A 22,058-nucleotide genomic window follows, 5' to 3' on the forward strand; every position below is an offset into this window, starting at 1 on the left:
TTATATTTTGCAATGATTGATCATATTGATAGGAAGTCAAATATCCAAATGTATGAACCGAGCTTCGACATATTGTGATAAAATATGAAGGAGTTTCAGAATAGACGTATTAATAACATTTTCGAAACAAAATAACATAAAAGAAAATAGTAAGGAGGATCACAATGTTCCTCAAACGATTGGATATTGTAGGATTCAAGTCCTTTGCTGAACGAGTAACTGTTGATTTTGTAAAAGGTGTTACAGCAGTAGTTGGACCTAATGGTAGTGGTAAGAGTAATATAACAGATGGAATAAGATGGGTATTAGGTGAACAATCAGCTAAGTCTCTTCGCGGAGCCAAAATGGAAGATATTATTTTTGCTGGAAGTGACTCTAGAAGAGGGCTGAATGTAGCGGAGGTAACCCTTACTTTAGATAATGATGATTCTTTCCTCCCAATTGATTATCACGAGGTTAGTGTAACACGTCGTGTATATCGATCAGGGGAAAGTGAATTTTTTATTAATAAACAAAGTTGCCGTCTAAAAGACATTGTTGATTTATTTATGGATTCCGGTTTAGGTAAAGAAGCCTTTTCCATAATAAGTCAAGGAAAAGTCGAAGAAATTCTCAGCAGTAAATCTGAAGAACGCAGAACCATTTTTGAAGAGGCTGCTGGTGTTTTAAAATATAAGTCGCGTAAAAAGAAAGCAGAATATAAATTAGCTGAAACCCAAGAAAATTTAAACCGTGTTCAAGATATCCTTCATGAATTAGAAGGACAGGTTGAACCTCTAAAAATACAGGCTTCAATCGCTAAAGATTATTTAGAGAAAAAAGAAGAATTAGAGAAGATTGAAGTAGCGCTTACGGTTTTCGAAGTAGAAGAGCTGCACGGGAAATACGAAGCTCTTTCAAATTCAGTTGAAGAGGGAAAAGACCGCGAATTAAAGCTTGCTGCAACCATGCAAAAACGTGAAGCTGATGTTGAACGAATGAAAGAGCATCTTAGTGCTTTGGATGATTCAATTGATGATCTACAACAAGTTCTCTTATTAACAAGTGAAGAACTGGAAAAGCTAGAAGGTAGAAAAGAAGTCTTAAAAGAGCGAAAGAAAAATGCACATCAAAATAAAGCTCAGCTTGAAAGAACAATTGAGGAACTAACGGTTAAAATTTCTCAGTTAAGTCATGAAAAGCAAGAACAAGAGAATTTATTAACATCGTATACAAATGAACTAGAAGAAATTAAAAGTGAACTGTCAGAAAAGCAAAAGCTTGCCTCCACTTATGATCAAAACCTTGATGAATCTATTGAAGAATTAAAAAGTGAGTATTTTGATCTACTAAATGAGCAAGCTTCATCACGTAACGAGATAAATTACTTAGAAGAGCAGCTTTCACAGCAAGAAAGAAAAAATACAAGACTGCTAGATTCTAATCAAAGATACGTGACTGAACGTCAGGAAATCTTAGAAAAGAAAATGAAGATTGAAGCAAATTATTCACTAATTGAAAAACAATTATCAGATCAGATTAAAAGCTTTCGTGATACAACTGCGAAATTGGAAAACCTGAAGAATTCATATCAGAAAAAGGAGACAGCTCTTTATCAGGCTTATCAATTATTACAACAAACACGTTCACGAAAAGAAGTTCTTGAATCAATGCAGGAAGACTATGCAGGCTTTTTCCAAGGAGTAAAAGAAATTCTAAAAGCGAAAGATGAGCTTGGAGGAATTCACGGTGCTGTTGCTGAATTAATTACAACAGATAAGGAATATGAAACAGCGATTGAAATTGCCTTAAGTAGTTCTATGCAGCATGTCGTTGTTCAAGATGAATCTGCAGCTAGAAAAGCTATACAATTTTTAAAGCAGCATTCATTTGGACGAGCTACATTTTTGCCTCTATCAGTAATAAAGGAGCGTTCTATTAACCATCATGATTTAGCGTTGATTGAAAACCATCCTGCATTTGTTGGGCTTGCGAGAAATCTTGTTAAGTATCAAGCTCAATTTCAATCAATTATTGGGAATTTATTAGGTACTGTCATTGTTACCTCAGACTTAAAGGGAGCAAATGATATTGCTAAGTTAATGAATTATCGCTATCGATTAGTTACCCTTCAAGGTGATGTTGTGAATCCCGGGGGATCGATGACAGGTGGTGCGGTAAAACAAAAGAACAATTCTTTACTGAGTCGACAACGTGAACTAGAACAAATTGTAGAAAAGTTATCTGTAATGGAGCAGAAGACTGAGGAGCTTGAAAAAGATGTGAAATCCTCAAAAGAATCAATTCAACAGCATGAAAAAACGCTAGAGGAGCTTCGTTCTAAAGGTGAAAACCTTCGATTAGAAGAGCAAAAAATCCGTGGTAACATACGAGAGATTGAATTGAATGAAAAAAATGTAAATGATCATTTGAAATTATATGATTCTGAGCGAGAAGCCTTTGAGTCTGAGAAAACAAGAATGATAGGTCGAAAAGATGAACTTCAGGTGAAATTAAAAGAGATTTCAACAAGTTTGGAAAAACTGGATAAAGAAATCGAAGAATTGTCTGTAAAGAAGACAACACAACAAACGTCTAAAGATGAACTGCAGAATCAACTTATTGAATTAAAGGTAGTACATGCAAGTAAGCAGCAAGTGTATGAGAATCAAAAAGAAAAAGTTGAACGTATAAAATTAGACTTACAAGAATCTCAACAAAAGCATAAAGATGCATCTGAAGATTATTCACTTCTTTCAAATGAGATGAGTTCAAGTTCTTCAGGTGAGGAAAAACTAGATGAAGCTGCTAATAAGAAGCTACAAGACAAAAACAAAACAGTTGAATTAATAGCTAGCAGACGTGAAGAGCGTCTTCAGTTACAAGAAAAGCTTGAACATGAAGAGCGGGAGCTAAAAGAATTAAAACGTCAGGATAAACAGCTTCAAGATATTTTAAAAGATGAGGAAGTAAAGTTAAATCGATTAGATGTTGAACTTGATAATCGATTAAATCATCTTCGAGAAGAATATTTCTTAACATTTGAAGGTGCTAAAGAAAAATATACTCTTGAAATAGAAGTTGATGAAGCGAGAAAACGTGTGAAGTTAATTAAACTTGCAATTGATGAACTTGGAACGGTAAACTTAGGAGCGATTGATGAATATGAACGTGTTTCTGAGAGATTTACGTTTTTAACAGAACAACGCGATGATTTATTAGAAGCAAAAGATACGCTATATCAAGTGATCGATGAGATGGATATCGAAATGAAAAGAAGGTTCGAACAAACATTTAATGCTATTCGTTCTCATTTTGAATCTGTTTTTCAGGCATTATTTGGTGGAGGACGGGCTGAGTTGAAACTAACTGATCCTAATGACCTTTTAAATACTGGTGTTGATATTGTGGCACAGCCTCCGGGGAAAAAACTTCAAAACCTTGGCTTGCTTTCTGGTGGAGAACGTGCCTTAACAGCTATTGCCTTACTGTTTTCTATTTTAAAGGTACGACCGGTTCCTTTTTGTGTACTAGATGAAGTGGAAGCGGCACTTGATGAAGCAAACGTACACCGATTCGCACAGTATTTAAAAAAATTCAGTCATGAAACACAATTTATTGTTATCACGCATCGGAAAGGTACTATGGAAGAGGCTGATGTATTATATGGCGTAACAATGCAGGAATCAGGTGTTTCTAAGCTTGTATCTGTTAGACTTGAAGAAACAAAGGAATTAGTGCAATCTTAGTGGAAAGGAAACGACAAAGATGAGCTTTTTTAAAAAATTAAAAGAAAAAATTACTCAACAAACAGATTCTGTTACTGAAAAATTCAAAGAGGGCTTAACAAAGACAAGAGATTCTTTTGCTGGTAAAATGAATGATCTTGTAGCTAGATATCGTAAAGTGGATGAAGAGTTTTTCGAAGAGCTTGAAGAATTACTCATTAGTGCCGATGTTGGTGTTGCTACTGTTATGGATTTAATTGATGAATTAAAGATGGAAGTGAAACGTCAAAATATCCAAGATACGAAAGAAGTTCAAGCTGTTATTTCTGAAAAGCTTGTTGAAATATATGAAGGTAGCGATCATGATGAGTCGCTCAATAAATTGGAATTACAAGCTGGAAGATTAAATGTCGTTTTATTTGTAGGTGTAAATGGAGTAGGGAAAACTACGACAATTGGCAAGCTAGCACATAAACTAAAAAGCGAAGGAAATTCTGTTTTATTGGCTGCTGGTGATACTTTTAGAGCAGGAGCTATTGAGCAGTTAGAAGTGTGGGGAGAGCGTGTAGGTGTTGATGTTATTAAACAATCGGAAGGTTCTGACCCTGCTGCGGTTATGTATGATGCTGTTCAGGCAGCTAAGGCACGTAATGTCGATGTTTTACTCTGTGATACAGCTGGAAGACTACAAAATAAAGTTAATCTGATGAAAGAGCTTGAGAAAGTTAAGCGTGTAATCGAACGTGAAATACCTGGAGCTCCTCATGAAGTATTGCTTGTACTAGACGCAACAACAGGTCAAAATGCTATGACACAAGCAAAACAATTTTCCCAAGCAACAGATGTATCAGGAATAGTTCTTACAAAATTAGACGGTACTGCAAAAGGTGGTATTGTGTTAGCGATTAAAGGAGAGCTTGATATCCCTGTGAAGTTTGTTGGTTTGGGAGAAAAAATGGATGATTTACAAGAGTTTAACACGGAACAATATGTTTATGGTCTTTTCTCAGGAATAATTGAAGCACAAGAAGAAGAGTAAATAATCATTATTAAAGCTATCAATTTCATTTATTGAGATTGTTAGCTTTTTTGTTTTATTCAACACAAAACGTGAGTAAGAATGTGCTTATACATCGTCGCTATCACAATTTTCATATACAATTACTTGACAAGAAAAAGCTTCCTATGTAGACTAATAAGTTGTAAAGGTAATTCACTTAACAAAGGGGTGAATCGGCATGATGCTTGAAAAAACGACGAGGCTTACGTATTTATTTGATTTCTATCAATCGTTGTTAACACCTAAGCAGAAAAGCTATATGTCGTTATACTATTTAGATGATTTCTCCCTTGGTGAAATTGCGGAAGAGTATGATGTGAGTAGACAAGCTGTTTACGATAACATTAAACGAACTGAAGCAATGCTGGAGCAATATGAAGAGAAGCTATTATTATTTCAAAAATTTCAAGAGAGACAAAAGTTAATGACAAAACTACGTGAATTTTCTCCTAACATTGAGAACAAAGCTATGTTTGATTCATTACTAAATGAACTTGAGAAATTAGATTAGGAGGCGGCATATTATGGCATTTGAAGGATTAGCCGACCGACTGCAGAATACGATGGCCAAAATTCGCGGCAAAGGGAAAGTATCTGAAGCAGATGTAAAAGAAATGATGCGTGAAGTACGCCTTGCTCTTTTAGAAGCGGATGTTAACTTCAAAGTCGTGAAGGACTTTATTAAGCGCGTTAGTGAGCGCGCTGTTGGTCAAGAAGTTATGAAAAGCTTAACTCCAGGCCAACAGGTCATTAAAGTGGTTAAAGACGAGCTGACTGAACTGATGGGTGGAGAGCAGAGTAAAATAGCTGTGTCCAACCGCCCGCCAACGGTTATTATGATGGTTGGTTTACAGGGTGCTGGTAAAACAACAACTACCGGTAAACTCGCAAATTTATTAAGAAAAAAGCATAACCGTAAGCCGTTACTTGTTGCTGCTGATATTTACCGTCCTGCGGCGATAAAGCAGTTAGAGACATTAGGTAAACAATTGGATATGCCTGTTTTCTCATTAGGTGATCAAGTTAGTCCAGTTGAAATAGCAACAAAGGCATTAGCCCACGCAAAAGAAGAACATCATGATTACGTAATTATTGATACTGCAGGTCGTCTTCATATTGATGAAAATCTTATGGAAGAGCTTGAGCAGGTAAAAGAAATTGCGAAACCAGATGAAATTTTTCTTGTTGTTGATGCGATGACGGGTCAAGATGCGGTGAATGTTGCCAAAAGCTTTAATGAGCAGCTTGGGTTAACAGGGGTTGTTTTAACCAAACTTGACGGTGATACTCGTGGTGGAGCGGCACTTTCTATTCGGTCTGTTACTAATACACCTATTAAGTTTGTTGGGTTAGGTGAAAAGCTTGATGCTCTTGAGGCGTTTCATCCAGAACGGATGGCTTCAAGAATTTTAGGTATGGGTGATGTTTTAACACTTATTGAAAAGGCTCAAACAAATGTAGATGCTGAAAAAGCAAAAGAGTTAGAACAAAAAATGCGTACAGCATCCTTCACATTTGATGATTTCCTTGAGCAGCTTGGTCAGGTGCGCAATATGGGACCTTTAGAGGATCTAATTGGCATGTTGCCGGGGGCTAACAAGGTGAAGGGTTTGAAAAACCTTCAAGTTGACGAAAAGCAAATCAGTCATGTAGAAGCAATTATTAAGTCCATGACAAAAGCTGAAAAGATAAACCCTGAAATTATGAATGCTTCTCGAAAAAAGAGAATTGCAGTTGGTAGTGGTACATCCGTACAAGAGGTGAACCGACTATTAAAGCAATTTGAAGATATGAAAAAAATGATGAAGCAAATGACAAATATGTCAAAAGGAAAGAAAAAAGGCGGAATGAAGTTTCCGTTCATGTAATTCTATGATTTTAAGTCTCGTTTTTTAGAAAATATCATAGCAAAAAATAAGTTTTTTAAGGAAATTTTCTTCTGACAAGAAAAAAACCTTTACATCATATCACTTATTTGATAATATACTATCTTGTTGAAACATTTTCGGAGGTGCTTTATAAAATGGCAGTTAAAATTCGTTTAAAACGTATGGGAGCAAAAAAATCTCCTTTTTATCGTATTGTAGTAGCAGATTCTCGTTCACCACGTGATGGACGTTTCATTGAAGTTGTTGGGACATACAATCCAGTTGCTCAACCAGCAGAAGTGAAAATCAATGAAGAATTAGCATTAAAATGGATGTCAAACGGTGCTAAACCTTCTGACACAGTTCGTAACTTGTTCTCTAACGAAGGCATTATGGAAAAATTCCATAACGCAAAAAATAGCAAGTAATGACTGTTAAGATGAAAGAGTTAATCGAAGCAATTGTTAAACCACTTGTTGATTCTCCCGATTCTGTTGAGATAACTGAATTTGAACAGGAGCATCAAATAATTTATTGCCTTTCTGTTCATAAAGAAGATGTCGGCAAAGTCATTGGGAAACAAGGTCGTATAGCAAAAGCGATTCGAACTGTTGTGTATGCAGCAGGATCTAATTCATCTAAAAGAATCCAACTAGAAATTAATGACTAAAAAAGGGTGAGGAGGTTCCTCCCCTTTTTTTGTACGTAAAAAAAAATAGTAATAAATCAAATTAGAATATGAATGGTTTTTCAAAGTATTATGCTTGTAAATGGGAGGAACAATAATGAAGATACTCCACCAGGTTACAGTGAAGCAAATGATAACCGAAACAAGTAAGGAATTATTGATAAAACAATTTACACAGCGCAAAAAAAGCCTGAAACAGGAAATGGATCAATTATATTTTGAATATAAAAAACTAGAGAAAACGAGTAAACAGCTTGCTGGACCGTTCTTAAAAGAAATTGATAAAAGGCGGGAAAAGATTAAGCTAGTGGATTTTCAACTAGAACAAGTACATACATTACCAATTGGAAGCGAAATTAAAGATAAAGAAGTAGAAGCAATTGTCGAAGTAAATGTAGGAGACAATTGGGAAGAATTAATGAAAGAAAAAACGATTATCATTAGAGATGGAATCGTAGATCAAATACGCCTGAGGTGATTAATAGTATGACAGAAAAATGGTTTAATGTAGGGAAAATTGTAAATACACACGGAATTAGAGGAGAAGTTCGTGTTATTTCAAAAACAGACTTTGCTGAAGAAAGATATGAGCCAGGTAACACTCTTTATATATTTAAAGAAGGCTCTGATCAACCTATTGAAGTAGTTGTTGATAGCCATCGTGTTCATAAGAATTTTGATCTATTAACGTTTGAAGGAATGCCTTCAATTCAGGATGTTGAACAATTCAAAGGCTCACTACTTAAAGTGACAGAATCACAACTTTCTGAATTGGAAGAGGGTGAGTATTACTTTCACGAAATAATCGGTTGTAAAATGTTTACCGATGAAGGTGAAGAAATCGGGACAATTAGAGAAATATTAGCAACTGGTGCAAATGATGTATGGGTTGTACAAAGAAAGATAGGAAAAGACCTCCTAGTTCCTTATATTGAAGACATTGTTAAAGAGATTGATATCGTAGAGAAAAAAATTATTATAACACCTATGGAAGGGTTACTAGACTAATGAAGATCGATTTTTTAACACTTTTCCCAGAGATGTTTCATGGAGTCTTGAATGAATCTATCCTAAAGAAGGCACAGGAAAAGGAAGCTGTTCAGTTTAACGTGATTAACTTCAGACAATATTCCTCCAATAAGCATCAAAATGTCGATGACTATCCCTATGGTGGAGGTGCTGGAATGGTGTTAACTCCACAACCGATCTTTGATGCTGTAGAAGATATTCGTAGTAATGGGAATACTGAACCGAAAGTGATCTTGGTGTGCCCTCAGGGAGAACGTTTTACTCAGTCAAAAGCAGAACAATTAGCAAAAGAAGAACATCTTCTTTTTATCTGTGGTCATTATGAGGGGTATGATGAACGTATTAGGGAACATCTTGTAACAGAAGAGATCTCAATTGGGGATTTTGTTTTAACAGGTGGAGAACTCGCGTCAATGGTCATAACAGACAGTGTTGTAAGGCTTTTACCAGGAGTCTTAGGAAACGAAGATTCACCTGTACTAGACTCATACAGCTCAGGCTTACTAGAACATCCGCATTACACCCGTCCAGCAGATTTTAGAGGGTTACAAGTACCTGAAGTTCTTCTATCAGGGAACCATAAATTAATTGCAGAGTGGCGTGAAGAACAATCACTCCGTAGAACGTTTGAGAGACGTCCAGACCTGCTAAAATCATATCCTTTGACTGACAAGCAAAAAACCTTGATAAAAAAATGGGAAAATGAGAACTAGCTATTGCAGCCTAACAGTCTATATGTTATGATAAATCTCGTGACTTGCAGATGAAAAGTTTTTATTTAAACTATTTTCCTTTATGCAGTCTTTTATAACGATGTTCCGCTGCAATAAAAGTATTGGAATGAGCATCTGTTGGAAGGAGTTGAAAACGATGCAAAAATTAATTGAAGAAATCACAAAAGAACAATTAAAAACTGATCTACCTGCATTCCGTCCTGGTGATACTGTACGTGTACACGTAAGTATTGTTGAGGGTACTCGTGAGCGTATTCAGGTATTTGAAGGTGTTGTGATTAAGCGTCGTGGTGGTGGAATCAGTGAAACATTTACAGTTCGTAAGATTTCTTACGGTGTAGGTGTTGAGCGTACTTTCCCTGTACACACACCAAAGATCGCGAAGCTAGAAGTAATTCGTCGCGGTAAAGTTCGCCGTGCTAAACTTTACTACCTACGTCAATTACGTGGTAAAGCTGCGCGTATTAAAGAAATTCGATAAGATTGCTTAGTAGTCTACTAAGCCTCAAATATATGGGTCAGGTACACTGTCCGTATAGTTGAAAAGGAGCTTGTTACCTAACAAGCTCCTTTTTCAATAAAAAGGCTGTTTCATCACATGAACAGTAAACTCACCATACAAGTATAGTAATAAACAAATAATGGACATAATGATTGCTAGAAGCAGGTGAATTGAATGACCAAAAAGAAAAATGAACTTTTTGAATGGATAAAAGCATTGGCTATTGCCGTTCTTTTAGCAGCTATTATTAGGTATTTCTTATTTGCTCCTATTGTAGTTGATGGGTTCTCAATGATGCCAACTTTACATACACAAGATCGAATGATTGTTAATAAATTATCATACAAAATTGGAGAACCTGAACGTTTTGATATTGTGGTTTTTCATGCAACTTTAGAAAAAGACTATATAAAACGAGTAATAGGTTTACCGGGTGATAAAGTAGAATACAAAAACGATACGTTATACATTAACGGAGAAGCTTATGAAGAACCCTATCTGAATGAATATAAAGACGATTTAATTGACGGCCCGCTAACAGAACCTTTTGACCTCGATAGCATTATTGGGCAAGATACTGTACCAGAAGGTCATTTATTTGTCATGGGGGATAACAGAAGGCAAAGCAAGGATAGCAGACATATAGGAACAATACCGATAGAAGAGGTTATGGGTAAGGCAAGCTTAGTTTATTGGCCAGTATCAGATATACGGTTTGCTGAGTAATTTAAAGAAGGTGTTATGAAATGACGATACAATGGTTTCCAGGTCATATGGCAAAAGCGAGAAGACAGGTTACTGAAAAGATAAAACTTATTGACATTGTTTTTGAACTTGTAGATGCGAGAATTCCTATGTCTTCTAGAAATCCGATGATAGATGAAATTGTTTCATCTAAACCAAGAATAGTACTCTTGAACAAAGCTGACAAAGCTGATGATTCAATTACTAAGCAATGGATTGAATATTTTAAAGAACAAGATATACCCGCCATTGCTATAGACGCTCAATCTGGAACAGGATTAAAACAAATCACTGCATTGTCAAAAGTTCTTCTTAAAGAGAAATTTGATAAAATGGCTGCGAAGGGAATTAAACCTCGTGCCATACGTGCATTGATTATTGGTATCCCGAATGTTGGGAAATCCACTCTTATTAATAGACTCGCTAAAAGAAATATTACAAAAACTGGAGATCGTCCGGGAGTAACGACGGCACAACAATGGGTAAAGGTTGGAAATGAGCTAGAGCTTTTAGACACACCTGGTATCCTTTGGCCGAAGTTTGAAGATCAATTAGTAGGTCAAAAACTTGCAACAACAGGAGCAATCAAGGATGCTATTTTGAATCTGCAAGAAGTCACTGTTTTTGCATTAAACTTTATGAAAGAACATTATCCTAAAAGATTGTTAGAGCGCTATAATCTTAATGAAATTCCTGAAGAAATAGTCCCGCTATTTGATGAGATCGGGAAGAAACGGGGCTGTATGGTATCCGGGGGCTATATTGATTACGATAAAACATCTGAATTAATTTTAAGGGAAATAAGAACAGATAAGTTAGGGAAATTATCTTTTGAAATTCCTGCTGATTTTCAAGATGAATAAACCATTTTTAATCTGACCCGCATTTAATTATGACGGGTCTTTATTTATTTGAATTACGGCCGATATAATGATAAAGAATAATTTTAGATATTATACATATAAAAGACAAAACATGTGCACGAGGAGAACAAATAATGCCATTAACAACAAAAGAAGTTCAAAAAAAATTAGTGGAAATTACGGATATGCAAGATCCATTTCTTAAAGAGTGTCAAGCTGATACTAGAAAAGGAGTACAGCAACTCGTTGAAAGATGGTTTAAAAACTACGAACACGAGAAATTGTTACAGAAGCAATATTATGAAATGCTTAGTTATGAAAGAGCAGCAAAACAGGAGGGTTTTGAGTTTATTGCTGGAATCGATGAAGTTGGCAGAGGACCTCTGGCAGGACCTGTAGTTGCTGCAGCTGTCATTTTAAAAGAAGATTGCTATATCCCCGGCTTAACGGACTCTAAAAAGCTTTCTGAATCTATGAGAAATCACTACTATGATTTGATAAAGGAAAATGCTGAAGCTATAGGTATTGGCGTTATCTCACCAGATATAATTGATAAAGTTAATATTTACGAAGCTACAAAATTAGCGATGAAAAAAGCGATTGAGGAATTAGCTATTCAGCCAACTTATTTACTACTTGATGCGATGAAGTTAGATCTGCCAATTCAGCAGGAGTCTATCGTTAAAGGAGATTCAAAAAGTGTCTCTATTGCTGCAAGTTCAGTAATTGCTAAGGTAACACGAGATAAAATGATGGTCGATCTTTCTAGTAAATATCCACAGTATGGATTTGAGCAACATATGGGATACGGGACAAAATTCCATCTAGATGCGCTAAAAGAGTTTGGGGTAACAGAACACCACCGTAGGAGTTTTGCGCCTGTAAAGGGATTGTGCAACGTCCTATAAGGCTATTGAAGTAGGATATGGTAAAGAAAAGAGGCATTTTGAGAAGGGAGGAATAGGCTAATGGTTTATCCACTTGCAATAAAAAATCTTATTCAGACTACTGTTGAACAAATGACTATGCCCCAAAACCAATTAACATTAAAAGAAAATCAAGTCGTAGTTGGACATGTTCTAAAGCTCTTTCCTGACCAAAAAGCTCTTATTCAAGTTGGGCAATCTAAGCTTGTTGCACAGCTTGAAGCACCAATTAATGCTTTACAAAATTATTGGTTCCGTGTTAAAGGATCTAATCAACAAGGTATTGAGCTGAGGATTATTAAATCAGTGGAAGCTGATAAACTATCAAAACAGGATGCTTCTGCAAAGGACTTTCTTTCATTATTTCAGCAGAAACCAACAAAGGATAATATACTACTTTCAAATGTTTTGTTAAAGGAAAATATACCAGTTACAAAGGAACAGCTAGTATCAGCAACTGAGATCGTAAAAAACACACCGAAAAGTTTAATTCCCCAAACAATTGAAGCTATTAAATTTGCCCTCAAGCAACACTATCAACTTTCGGAAAATGTTGTAAGTTCTCTAGTTCAAGCTAATTCTAAAATCCCTTTAGCTAAGCAAATGGATACACTTTTTCAGTCACTTCAACAAGTGGACCAGCCAAAAGACCAAGTCAACCAATTGCGTTCCATTTTGGCCAATGTTATACAAAAACCTGTTGAACAGATGGTGGAAAAACTTATTCAACCAGAGTTTATCAAGACTCTTTCAAATGTTGAACAAAAGGTCGTAAAGGGAATAAATCAAAATGATGCTCATCAAATGAGCGGATTAAAACAAGTAATAAAAGAAGTGTTTCAACAAACTAGTACTCCTTTACAGCCTATTCAACCAAAAGATCATGCTGTAATAAATCAGTTCAGTCAAAATGAAATAGATATTATTCAAAAAATAGTTAACAAGGTCCCGTTTTTTTCATCAAAAGAAGATGTTCTTTCTCTTTTCTTTCATCATAGAAATGAACAATTTGAATTGCAAAAGCTTAATATGAATTTGGAATCTGGAAATGCAAGAGAACTCCAAATACTTAAAGAAACATTACTAGCTGCTAGCAAGGAGCTAGAAGGGTCTGTTATAAAGGAACAAGTGGATCAGCTTACAAACCGTTTAAACGGACAAACTCTGCTTCAGCAAGACACTGGACCGACGACGCAATTTATTACACAAGTCCCGCTGTTTGCTTTAAATCAAACAGATTTAACAATTCAATGGAATGGGAAAAAACGTTCAGATGGAACAATCGATCCATCTTTTTGCCGAATTCTTTTTTACCTACAGCTTCCTAACCTGTCTGAAACAATGATTGATGTGCAAATTCAAAACAGAGTGATGACGATAACGCTTATTAATAATAATGAGCATTTAAAAGAACTTGTTTCATCTAGTAGTGAAGAGCTAAAAAAGGGCCTTCAGACTATGAATTATCAGGTGACTTCGGTTCAAGTAAAGCCATTTGAAGAAGAAAAGAAAATTGGTTCTAATACAAATTTTTCTGGTGTTAATACTTCTTATACAGGAGTTGACTTTAAAATATGATAAAAAAGGAAGAACCAACAAAAGCAATTGCCTTAAAATATGATCAAAATAAAGAAAATGCACCTAAAGTCATTGCAAAAGGAAAAGGACTGATTGCAAAAGAAATTCTTGAAACAGCAAAAGAAAATCATGTACACGTACATGAGGACCCGGCACTTGTGGAACTTCTGACAAAATTGGAAATTCATCAAAAAATACCTGAAGAGCTTTATGAAGCTGTTGCAGAAATATTCGCTTTTGTTTATACGTTAGATAAAAAGCTATCAACATAAGAGATAGAATAATATAGTGACTAACCTTAAGAGTTTAGGCTGTTTAATATATAGACTACCTACATTTCTTAGGGTTTTTAATGTTCAAAAAGTATTTATTTTACTTTTAATTTTTAAAAGTTTTATTGTAAAAAAATAAAAATTGACTTGAATTTTACTATTTTATGTGTAATTGTAGACAAGGTTCGAACTATTATATAAAATGAAAGCGCAGTCTAATTTTATATTGCAAATTGGTTAGGAGGATGGCTAATGAATATCCATGAGTACCAAGGGAAAGAACTCCTTCGCAAATACGGAGTATCTGTACCAAACGGACGAGTGGCTTTTTCTGTAGATGAAGCGGTAGAAGCTGCAAAAGAGCTTGGAACAGACGTAGTAGTGGTAAAAGCACAAATCCATGCAGGTGGACGCGGTAAAGCAGGCGGGGTAAAAGTTGCAAAAAACCTTGACGAAGCACGTACATATGCAGAAGAAATTCTAGGGAAAACACTTGTAACTCACCAAACAGGTCCAGAAGGTAAGGAAGTTAAACGTCTTCTAATTGAAGAAGGTTGTGACATTAAAAAAGAATACTACGTTGGTTTAGTACTAGATCGTGCTACATCTCGAGTAGTTTTAATGGCTTCTGAAGAAGGTGGAACTGAAATTGAAGAAGTGGCGGAAAAAACGCCAGAAAAAATCTTCAAAGAAGTGATTGATCCTGCGGTTGGACTTCAAGGCTATCAAGCTAGAAGAATTGCATTCAACATTAATATTCCTAAAGAGTTAGTTGGTAAAACAGTTAAATTTATGATGGGATTATATCAAGTATTTGTTGAAAAGGATTGCTCAATTGCAGAAATCAATCCATTAGTTATCACTGGTGATGGCAACGTAATGGCTCTTGACGCAAAATTAAACTTTGATTCAAATGCATTATATCGCCATAAAGATATTGTAGAATATCGTGATTTGGAAGAAGAAGATCCAAAAGAAATCGAAGCATCTAAATATGACTTAAGTTATATCTCATTAGACGGTAACATCGGCTGTATGGTAAATGGCGCTGGTCTTGCAATGTCAACAATGGATATTATTAAGTATTATGGCGGCGAACCTGCAAACTTCCTTGATGTTGGGGGCGGTGCAACTGCAGAAAAAGTTACAGAAGCATTCAAAATTATTCTTTCTGATAAAAATGTTAAAGGAATTTTCGTTAATATCTTCGGTGGAATCATGAAATGTGATGTTATCGCAGAGGGTGTAGTTGAAGCTACGAAACAAGTTGGCTTAGAGATTCCTTTAGTTGTACGTCTTGAAGGTACAAATGTTGAATTAGGTAAGAAAATTTTAAATGAATCTGGATTAAATATTACTTCTGCAGAGTCTATGGCTGACGGCGCACAAAAAATAGTTTCATTAGTGAAGTAAGAAAGGCAGGGGACAAACATGAGTGTATTTATTAATAAAGATACGAAAGTAATCGTACAAGGTATCACTGGTTCTACAGCGTTATTTCATACAAAACAAATGCTTGAGTATGGCACAAATATCGTTGGTGGGGTTACACCTGGTAAAGGTGGAACAGAAGTAGAAGGTGTACCTGTTTTCAATACAGTTCAAGAAGCAGTTCAAGCGACTGGTGCAAACGCGTCTGTTATTTATGTACCTGCTCCTTTCGCAGCTGATGCAATTATGGAAGGTGTAGACGCAGAATTAGATTTAGTTATTTGTATTACAGAGCATATTCCAGTTATGGATATGGTGAATGTTAAACGCTACATGGAAGGTAAGAAAACTCGCCTTGTAGGACCAAACTGCCCTGGTGTGATTACACCTGAGGAGTGCAAAATTGGAATTATGCCTGGCTATATTCATAAGAAGGGCCATGTTGGTGTTGTTTCACGTTCTGGTACTCTTACTTATGAAGCCGTTCATCAATTATCACAAGCTGGTATTGGTCAATCTACTGCTGTAGGTATCGGAGGGGATCCTGTTAACGGGACGAACTTTATCGATGTTCTCAAAGCTTTTAACGAAGATGAAGACACATATGCAGTTATCATGATTGGTGAGATCGGTGGTACAGCTGAAGAAGAAGCTGCTGAATGGGTTAAAGCAAATATGACAAAACCTGTTGTAGGCTTCATCGGTGGTCAAACAGCACCTCCTGGAAAACGTATGGGTCATGCTGGTGCGATTATTTCTGGTGGTAAAGGTACGGCTGAAGAAAAAATTAAAACAATGAATGCCTGTGGAATTAAAGTGGCTGACACTCCATCTGTTATGGGTGAAACACTTATTTCTGTTCTTGAAGAACAAGGTTTATTAGAAAAATGTAAAACACACTAAATAAATTAATAGTAGGAACAGGTTTTTAACCTGTTCCTATTAATCGTAGAAAAAACAGGAGGATTTTATGGACGATGTAACAAAAAAATTATTTTTGTTAGCTCATTGTAAGGAACTTAATAGTCAAATGATTTATAAATTACTAACAATAGATCCATCGTTGCAGATTTTTTTTCAACTAAAAGACGATGAATGGTTACATTATTTTAATGTGAAGAAACATAAAATAGATAACATAAAAACTGAGTATTTTTCTCACTCAGCTGAGCTCCTCATTAAAAAATATAATCAGCAAAATATTTCTTTCCTTCCCCTTTTTGATCCCAATTATCCTTATTTGTTAAAGCAAATTGCTGATCCGCCTCCATTTTTATTTTATAAAGGTAATATCACCCTTGCTTCTCGTAAAAATCTTATTAGTGTAGTAGGTACAAGATATCCGTCTGAATATGGTGTTAAAGCCCTTGAGCATGTGTTAAAACCTCTTATCCAAGAAAAATGGGTTATTGTAAGTGGTTTAGCTAAAGGAATCGATACTTTAGCACATGAAGCAGCACTAAACCATGGGGGTGAAACAATTGCCGTAATTGGTGGAGGATTAGAGCATATATATCCTAGGCAGAATCAAACGTTGGCAAACAAGCTAATGACTTCACATCTTATTCTTTCAGAACATTCTCCTTCGACATCACCTCAAAAATGGCATTTTCCTAAAAGAAATCGAATTATTAGTGGTATTTCTTTGGGGACACTTATTATCCAAGCTAAGCAAAGAAGTGGTTCACTAATAACTGCACATCAAGCATTGGAGCAAAACCGAGAAGTATTTGCCATACCAGGATCTATTTTTGATGAGTGTAGTATTGGTGGAAATGAACTAATACAAAACGGGGCAAAATTAGTACAACATGCATCACATATATTTGAAGAATTTCCTCAAGAAGTTGAAATGTAAATTCAGGTGTTTTTTTGACAATTAAGTAAAAATATTCATGTTATTTGAGCTTGAATTAGGATATGATTAGTGTAATTTCTTTTTATTATGTTTGACAAATGATATAGGAATATTTAATAATAGTGGAGATTTAAGTATAGATTTTGAAGAAACACAGTGATAATAGGAGTTTAATCAAATCTACTAGTTATTAACTACTTGGAGGAAAACCCTTCAATGTATAAATAGAAATTTAATTAATGAACTAAAAATTTCAAGAAATATAAAAGAGAGAATACCTCTTAAGGAGGATACCAGGCATGTCGGACTATTTAGTCATTGTGGAATCACCTGCAAAGGCGAAAACAATCGAACGTTATTTAGGGAAAAAATATAAGGTAAAGGCATCGATGGGTCATGTGCGTGATCTACCAAAAAGTCAAATTGGTGTTGATGTTGAACATAATTTTGAACCAAAATACATTACTATAAGAGGAAAAGGTTCAGTACTTAAAGAATTAAAAACAGCTGCTAAAAAAGCAAAAAAAGTATACTTAGCGGCTGACCCGGATCGCGAAGGGGAAGCGATTGCATGGCATTTAGCACATAGTCTTGACGTTGATGTAAACTCTGATTGCCGTGTAGTATTTAATGAAATTACAAAAGATGCTATAAAAGAATCTTTCAAGCATCCACGCTCAATCAATATGGATTTAGTTGATGCCCAACAAGCAAGACGTGTATTAGACCGATTGGTTGGTTATAAAATAAGCCCGATTCTTTGGAAAAAAGTAAAAAAAGGGTTAAGTGCAGGGAGAGTTCAATCTGTAGCTGTACGTTTAATTATTGATCGGGAAAATGAAATTAAAGAATTTGTACCAGAAGAATATTGGTCAATTGAAGGTCAATTTTTAAAAGGTCAAAAAGAATTTGATGCTTCTTTCTATGGAATAAATGGAGAAAAGCAAGATCTTAAGAATGAATCAGAAGTAAAGGCTGTTTTGAGTAACATTAAAGAAAATAAATTTAAAGTGGAAAAGGTGACGAAAAAGGAAAGAAAAAGAAATCCAGCCGTACCTTTTACAACTTCCACTCTTCAACAAGAGGCAGCGCGTAAGCTGAATTTTAGAGCAAAGAAAACGATGATGATTGCTCAGCAATTATACGAAGGTATCGATTTAGGTAAAGAAGGCACTGTTGGATTAATTACCTATATGAGAACGGATTCTACCAGAATATCAGAAACGGCCCAGACTGAAGCAACTGGTTACATTACTGAAAAATATGGTGAAGAGTTTATTGGCACACAAGCAAAAACAGCGAAGAAAAACAGTAATGCTCAAGATGCCCATGAAGCAATTCGTCCAACATCAGCCTTACGTGATCCAGCATCAATAAAAGAATTTCTGAGCAGAGATCAGTTAAGATTATATAAACTGATTTGGGAAAGATTTGTTTCTAGTCAAATGGCACCAGCTGTATTAGACACAATGAGTGTTGACCTTGTAAATAACGGTGTCATGTTTAGAGCTACAGGTTCTAAAGTTAAGTTTCCTGGATTTATGAAAGTATATGTTGAAGGAAACGACGATCAAATTGAGGAAAAAGATAGATTACTCCCGGATTTAAAAGAAGGCGATGAAGTCTATTCAAAGGATATCGAACCAGCGCAGCATTTTACACAGCCGCCACCACGGTACACGGAGGCTCGTCTTGTAAAAACGTTGGAGGAACTAGGAATAGGTCGACCATCGACTTATGCACCTACACTAGATACGATACAAAAGCGCGGATATGTTTCACTCGATAATAAACGTTTTATCCCTACTGAGTTGGGTGAAATCGTTTTAGAACTGATCAGAGAGTTCTTCCCAGAAATAATCAATGTTGAATTTACAGCAAATATGGAAAATAGCCTTGATGAAGTTGAGGATGGCCATATTCAGTGGATTCAAATTATTGACAATTTTTATAAGGATTTTTCTCCAAGACTTGAAAAAGCAGAAAATGAGATGGAGAAAATTGAAATTAAAGATGAACCAGCTGGTGTTGATTGTGAAGAATGTGGTCATCATATGGTTTATAAAATGGGTAGATATGGAAAATTTATGGCTTGCTCAAATTTCCCGGATTGCAGAAATACGAAGCCAATTGTAAAAGATATTGGGGTAAAATGTCCAAGTTGTGATGAAGGAACAATTGTTGAACGAAAGTCAAAAAAACGCCGCATTTTTTATGGCTGTGATCAATATCCTGAATGTGAGTTTTTATCCTGGGACAAACCAATAGCAAGAAGTTGTCCAAAATGTAATCATATGTTGGTTGAGAAAAAGCTTAAAAAAGGTGTTCAAGTTCAATGTATGGAATGCGATTATAAAGAGGAACAACAAAAGTAGGTGAGCAACTTTATGCTCACCTTTTTTAACTTATATTTTTTAGGACAACATAAGTAATAAGAATAAATGCCATTCTACATAAGGTCTTTTTAATTAATGGAGGGTCATGTCACGATGAATCAAGATGTAGTTGTAAATGTAGTAGGTGCTGGTTTGGCTGGAAGCGAAGCGGCTTGGCAATTAGCCAAAAGGGGTATTCAAGTAAAACTGTATGAAATGCGACCTGTAAAGCAAACACCTGCCCATCATACTGATAAATTTGCAGAGTTAGTTTGCAGTAACTCATTAAGAGCAAACAATTTAACAAATGCTGTCGGTGTATTGAAAGAAGAAATGAGAATTCTAGACTCTGTTATTATAAAGGCAGCAGATGAGTGTGCAGTTCCGGCTGGTGGAGCACTTGCTGTTGACCGGCATGAATTTGCCGGTAAGGTGACAGAGTTAGTAAAAGGTCATCAAAATGTAACTGTTATGAATGAAGAGGTAGAAGAAATTCCTTCAGGACCAACGATTATCGCAACAGGTCCACTGACCTCCAAAAGCTTATCAGAACAATTAAAAACTTTAACAGGTGAAGAGTATTTATATTTCTATGATGCAGCTGCTCCAATAATTGAGAAAGATAGCATCGATATGAACAAGGTATATTTAAAGTCCCGATATGATAAAGGCGAAGCAGCCTACCTTAATTGTCCTATGACAGAAGAGGAATTTGATCGATTTTATGAAGCTTTAATTGCTGCGGAGACCGTGCCATTAAAGGAATTCGAAAAAGAAATATTCTTCGAAGGATGTATGCCTATTGAAGTGATGGCACAAAGAGGAAGAAAAACAATGCTCTTTGGCCCTTTAAAGCCAGTAGGTTTAGAAGATCCAAAAACAGGGAAAAGACCATTTGCTGTGATACAACTTCGACAAGATGATGCAGCTGGAACTTTATATAATATTGTAGGATTTCAAACACACCTAAAATGGGGACCGCAAAAAGAGGTTCTTTCCTTAATTCCAGGTTTAGAAAACGCAGAAATAGTTCGATATGGCGTTATGCATCGTAACACGTTTATTAATTCACCAAAACTTTTAAGATCAACTTACCAATACAAAGACCGGGACGATTTGTTTTTTGCTGGTCAAATGACGGGTGTTGAAGGATATGTCGAGTCTGCCGCATCAGGGTTAGTTGCAGGAATAAATGCTGCACATCTTATTTTAGGAAAAGATTTAGTGGACCTACCAAATGAAACAGCTATTGGGAGTATGGCCAAGTATATTACAAATGCAAACGCAGATAACTTTCAACCAATGAATGCAAATTTTGGGATTTTTGCTCCATTACCTGAGCGTATAAAGAGTAAAAAAGAACGTAATGAAACACTGGCAAATCGCGCGCTAGAAACAATTCAAAAAATTTCGAAAAATTTATAGAAATTATTTGCAAGGGCTACTATTGTTGTGATAACATTTAGTAGCCCTTGTGTTGTTTGTGAGGTGTAAAATGTGAGAAATGTTAAGAATTATTTAAATTTGTTTATTGAATATTTACAAATAGAGAAAAATTATTCAAAATATACAATTGTGAATTACAGCAAAGATATTGAGGATTTTTTTTCTTTTATGGAAGAACAAGCAATGATCCATCTAGAAGACATGACATATAATGATACACGTTTATACTTAACGAAGTTACATAATAAAAAGTATTCTAGAAAAACAATATCAAGAAAAGTATCAACTCTTAGAAGTTTTTATAAATTTCTTGTTAGAGAAGAGATACTAACTGAAAATCCATTTACACTTGTTACATTGCCAAAAAAGGAGCAAAAAATTCCAAAATTTCTTTATGAAGAGGAAGTTGAGCAACTTCTTACCATATCTGACTGTAATACTCCTCTTGGGCAACGAAATCAAGCGCTCATTGAAGTGCTTTACGGTACTGGGATCCGTGTAAGCGAATGTTGCAACATTAAACTATCAGATATTGATTTTTTTATTGAAACGATTCTTGTATATGGAAAAGGTGGAAAGCAGCGATATGTTCCTTTCGGTAGCTATGCTCATGATGCAATTGATCAATATTTATCGGTTGGAAGAAAGGTGTTAATGAGCAAACTGAAGGTAAGTGATCAACACAATTATTTATTTGTGAATCATCGTGGGACACCGCTTACAGATCGTGGTGTAAGATATGTTTTAAATGACATGATAAAAAAAGCAGCATCAACACTTCATATTCATCCACATATGTTGCGCCATACATTTGCTACACATCTGTTAAATGAAGGTGCAGATATGAGAAGTGTACAGGAGCTTTTGGGTCATGAACATTTATCATCTACACAAGTATATACACACGTCACAAAGGAGCATTTGCAACGAATCTATATGTCCCATCATCCTCGGGCATAAAGGACTCAATTTAGGAG

General features: G+C 35.5%; 21 protein-coding genes. All 21 read left to right on the plus strand.

Annotated features, from left to right (window positions below):
• Positions 1-164: 164 nt before the first annotated feature.
• The 21 genes from smc to xerC all read left to right on the plus strand — a co-directional run bounded on the left by smc (position 165) and on the right by xerC (position 22,041).
• Positions 165-3,728, plus strand: a complete 3,564-nt coding sequence (smc, locus tag COD11_RS08145) for a chromosome segregation protein SMC (RefSeq protein WP_098796266.1) — start codon at positions 165-167, stop codon at positions 3,726-3,728.
• Positions 3,729-3,747: 19 nt separating this feature from the next.
• Entirely contained in the window at positions 3,748-4,746 is a 999-nt protein-coding gene (gene ftsY / locus COD11_RS08150; protein WP_098796267.1) for a signal recognition particle-docking protein FtsY, read from the plus strand.
• Between the two features lie 199 nt (positions 4,747-4,945).
• Positions 4,946-5,278 carry a putative DNA-binding protein gene (locus COD11_RS08155; protein WP_098796268.1) on the plus strand — a complete coding sequence of 111 codons (333 nt, stop codon included), beginning with the start codon at positions 4,946-4,948 and terminating at the stop codon, positions 5,276-5,278.
• Between the two features lie 13 nt (positions 5,279-5,291).
• On the plus strand, positions 5,292-6,635 hold the full coding sequence (gene ffh, locus COD11_RS08160) for a signal recognition particle protein (protein WP_098796269.1): 1,344 nt from the start codon (positions 5,292-5,294) through the stop codon (positions 6,633-6,635).
• A gap of 155 nt (positions 6,636-6,790) precedes the next feature.
• Entirely contained in the window at positions 6,791-7,063 is a 273-nt protein-coding gene (gene rpsP / locus COD11_RS08165) for a 30S ribosomal protein S16 (RefSeq protein WP_078434369.1), read from the plus strand.
• 11 nt (positions 7,064-7,074) lie between these two features.
• Positions 7,075-7,305, plus strand: a complete 231-nt coding sequence (locus COD11_RS08170) for a KH domain-containing protein (RefSeq protein WP_098796376.1) — start codon at positions 7,075-7,077, stop codon at positions 7,303-7,305.
• Between the two features lie 115 nt (positions 7,306-7,420).
• Complete coding sequence (locus COD11_RS08175; RefSeq protein ID WP_098796270.1) at positions 7,421-7,801, plus strand: YlqD family protein; 381 nt, start codon at positions 7,421-7,423, stop codon at positions 7,799-7,801.
• Positions 7,802-7,809: 8 nt separating this feature from the next.
• Positions 7,810-8,331 (plus strand): ribosome maturation factor RimM, encoded by a 522-nt coding sequence (rimM, locus tag COD11_RS08180; protein WP_098796271.1) that lies wholly within the window; start codon positions 7,810-7,812, stop codon positions 8,329-8,331.
• Positions 8,331-9,065 (plus strand): tRNA (guanosine(37)-N1)-methyltransferase TrmD, encoded by a 735-nt coding sequence (gene trmD, locus COD11_RS08185; RefSeq protein ID WP_098796272.1) that lies wholly within the window; start codon positions 8,331-8,333, stop codon positions 9,063-9,065. The genes rimM and trmD overlap by 1 nt, the downstream gene beginning before the upstream one ends.
• A 157-nt stretch (positions 9,066-9,222) precedes the next feature.
• Positions 9,223-9,567 (plus strand): 50S ribosomal protein L19, encoded by a 345-nt coding sequence (rplS, locus tag COD11_RS08190; protein ID WP_072580071.1) that lies wholly within the window; start codon positions 9,223-9,225, stop codon positions 9,565-9,567.
• 195 nt (positions 9,568-9,762) lie between these two features.
• Complete coding sequence (lepB, locus tag COD11_RS08195) at positions 9,763-10,314, plus strand: signal peptidase I (protein WP_098796273.1); 552 nt, start codon at positions 9,763-9,765, stop codon at positions 10,312-10,314.
• A 20-nt stretch (positions 10,315-10,334) separates the two neighbouring features.
• Complete coding sequence (gene ylqF, locus COD11_RS08200) at positions 10,335-11,195, plus strand: ribosome biogenesis GTPase YlqF (protein WP_098796274.1); 861 nt, start codon at positions 10,335-10,337, stop codon at positions 11,193-11,195.
• A gap of 131 nt (positions 11,196-11,326) precedes the next feature.
• Positions 11,327-12,103, plus strand: a complete 777-nt coding sequence (locus COD11_RS08205; protein ID WP_098796275.1) for a ribonuclease HII — start codon at positions 11,327-11,329, stop codon at positions 12,101-12,103.
• Between the two features lie 60 nt (positions 12,104-12,163).
• On the plus strand, positions 12,164-13,699 hold the full coding sequence (locus tag COD11_RS08210; RefSeq protein WP_098796276.1) for a hypothetical protein: 1,536 nt from the start codon (positions 12,164-12,166) through the stop codon (positions 13,697-13,699).
• On the plus strand, positions 13,696-13,971 hold the full coding sequence (locus COD11_RS08215) for an EscU/YscU/HrcU family type III secretion system export apparatus switch protein (protein ID WP_098796277.1): 276 nt from the start codon (positions 13,696-13,698) through the stop codon (positions 13,969-13,971). Before COD11_RS08210 ends, COD11_RS08215 begins: the two co-directional genes overlap by 4 nt.
• A 252-nt stretch (positions 13,972-14,223) precedes the next feature.
• Positions 14,224-15,384 carry an ADP-forming succinate--CoA ligase subunit beta gene (sucC, locus tag COD11_RS08220; protein ID WP_098796278.1) on the plus strand — a complete coding sequence of 387 codons (1,161 nt, stop codon included), beginning with the start codon at positions 14,224-14,226 and terminating at the stop codon, positions 15,382-15,384.
• A gap of 18 nt (positions 15,385-15,402) precedes the next feature.
• Positions 15,403-16,305, plus strand: coding sequence for a succinate--CoA ligase subunit alpha (sucD, locus tag COD11_RS08225; protein ID WP_098796279.1), 903 nt, complete (start codon positions 15,403-15,405; stop codon positions 16,303-16,305).
• Positions 16,306-16,372: 67 nt separating this feature from the next.
• Positions 16,373-17,260, plus strand: a complete 888-nt coding sequence (gene dprA / locus COD11_RS08230; protein WP_098796280.1) for a DNA-processing protein DprA — start codon at positions 16,373-16,375, stop codon at positions 17,258-17,260.
• Between the two features lie 299 nt (positions 17,261-17,559).
• A complete protein-coding gene (gene topA, locus COD11_RS08235; protein ID WP_098796281.1) occupies positions 17,560-19,635 on the plus strand; it encodes a type I DNA topoisomerase in 2,076 nt (691 codons plus the stop codon).
• A 114-nt stretch (positions 19,636-19,749) separates the two neighbouring features.
• Positions 19,750-21,060, plus strand: a complete 1,311-nt coding sequence (trmFO, locus tag COD11_RS08240) for an FADH(2)-oxidizing methylenetetrahydrofolate--tRNA-(uracil(54)-C(5))-methyltransferase TrmFO (protein ID WP_098796282.1) — start codon at positions 19,750-19,752, stop codon at positions 21,058-21,060.
• A gap of 72 nt (positions 21,061-21,132) precedes the next feature.
• Positions 21,133-22,041, plus strand: coding sequence for a tyrosine recombinase XerC (gene xerC, locus COD11_RS08245; protein WP_098796283.1), 909 nt, complete (start codon positions 21,133-21,135; stop codon positions 22,039-22,041).
• Positions 22,042-22,058: the final 17 nt, after the last annotated feature.

The sequence above is a fragment of the Bacillus sp. AFS040349 genome, from assembly GCF_002577655.1.
Classification (GTDB): domain Bacteria; phylum Bacillota; class Bacilli; order Bacillales; family Bacillaceae; genus Metabacillus.

Bases quoted from the DNA above. Each gene is read 5' to 3' on its own strand.
- trmFO (WP_098796282.1), top strand. From the start codon at position 19,750: ATGAATCAAGATGTAGTTGTAAATGTAGTAGGTGCTGGTTTGGCTGGA.
- COD11_RS08215 (WP_098796277.1), top strand. From the start codon at position 13,696: ATGATAAAAAAGGAAGAACCAACAAAAGCAATTGCCTTAAAATATGAT.
- topA (WP_098796281.1), top strand. From the start codon at position 17,560: ATGTCGGACTATTTAGTCATTGTGGAATCACCTGCAAAGGCGAAAACA.
- COD11_RS08170 (WP_098796376.1), top strand. From the start codon at position 7,075: ATGAAAGAGTTAATCGAAGCAATTGTTAAACCACTTGTTGATTCTCCC.
- rpsP (WP_078434369.1), top strand. From the start codon at position 6,791: ATGGCAGTTAAAATTCGTTTAAAACGTATGGGAGCAAAAAAATCTCCT.
- trmD (WP_098796272.1), top strand. From the start codon at position 8,331: ATGAAGATCGATTTTTTAACACTTTTCCCAGAGATGTTTCATGGAGTC.
- COD11_RS08210 (WP_098796276.1), top strand. From the start codon at position 12,164: ATGGTTTATCCACTTGCAATAAAAAATCTTATTCAGACTACTGTTGAA.
- rplS (WP_072580071.1), top strand. From the start codon at position 9,223: ATGCAAAAATTAATTGAAGAAATCACAAAAGAACAATTAAAAACTGAT.
- smc (WP_098796266.1), top strand. From the start codon at position 165: ATGTTCCTCAAACGATTGGATATTGTAGGATTCAAGTCCTTTGCTGAA.
- rimM (WP_098796271.1), top strand. From the start codon at position 7,810: ATGACAGAAAAATGGTTTAATGTAGGGAAAATTGTAAATACACACGGA.
- ftsY (WP_098796267.1), top strand. From the start codon at position 3,748: ATGAGCTTTTTTAAAAAATTAAAAGAAAAAATTACTCAACAAACAGAT.
- COD11_RS08175 (WP_098796270.1), top strand. From the start codon at position 7,421: ATGAAGATACTCCACCAGGTTACAGTGAAGCAAATGATAACCGAAACA.
- sucD (WP_098796279.1), top strand. From the start codon at position 15,403: ATGAGTGTATTTATTAATAAAGATACGAAAGTAATCGTACAAGGTATC.
- dprA (WP_098796280.1), top strand. From the start codon at position 16,373: ATGGACGATGTAACAAAAAAATTATTTTTGTTAGCTCATTGTAAGGAA.
- sucC (WP_098796278.1), top strand. From the start codon at position 14,224: ATGAATATCCATGAGTACCAAGGGAAAGAACTCCTTCGCAAATACGGA.
- ffh (WP_098796269.1), top strand. From the start codon at position 5,292: ATGGCATTTGAAGGATTAGCCGACCGACTGCAGAATACGATGGCCAAA.
- COD11_RS08155 (WP_098796268.1), top strand. From the start codon at position 4,946: ATGATGCTTGAAAAAACGACGAGGCTTACGTATTTATTTGATTTCTAT.
- lepB (WP_098796273.1), top strand. From the start codon at position 9,763: ATGACCAAAAAGAAAAATGAACTTTTTGAATGGATAAAAGCATTGGCT.
- ylqF (WP_098796274.1), top strand. From the start codon at position 10,335: ATGACGATACAATGGTTTCCAGGTCATATGGCAAAAGCGAGAAGACAG.